Source organism: Clostridium pacaense, assembly GCF_020709765.2.
Classification (GTDB): domain Bacteria; phylum Bacillota; class Clostridia; order Lachnospirales; family Lachnospiraceae; genus Enterocloster; species Enterocloster hominis.
This window is the reverse complement of record NZ_JAJFEB020000144.1, coordinates 1-258: the sequence shown is the minus strand read 5'-3', so window position 1 is coordinate 258 and position 258 is coordinate 1. Positions and strand designations below refer to the sequence as shown.

1 protein-coding gene is annotated in these 258 nt (G+C 36.8%); it reads left to right on the top strand.

The genetic code is table 11. The features are described 5' to 3' along the window. On the top strand, window positions 1-258 hold a 258-nt coding region (locus tag LK536_RS58845; RefSeq protein WP_506092340.1), incomplete at both ends, for a hypothetical protein.

Sequence of the window (258 nt, the reverse complement as noted above, 5' to 3'; positions counted from 1 at the left end):
AAGAAAAACCGCTCAAGGAAGATGCTAAAGCTGTAACAAATGAAGAAGTGAATCAAATGATTGAAAACAGGAAAGTGGATTTTAATCAAAATTGGTACTTTAAACTCAATGCAAATTCTAAGGAAGCCATTAAACCTGATGCAGACGTATCTACGTGGAAAAAATTAGATTTACCGTATGACTGGAGTATCTTTAACGATTTCGATCATGAATCTCCTGCACAAAATGAAGGTGGACAGCTCAACGGTGGGGAAGCTT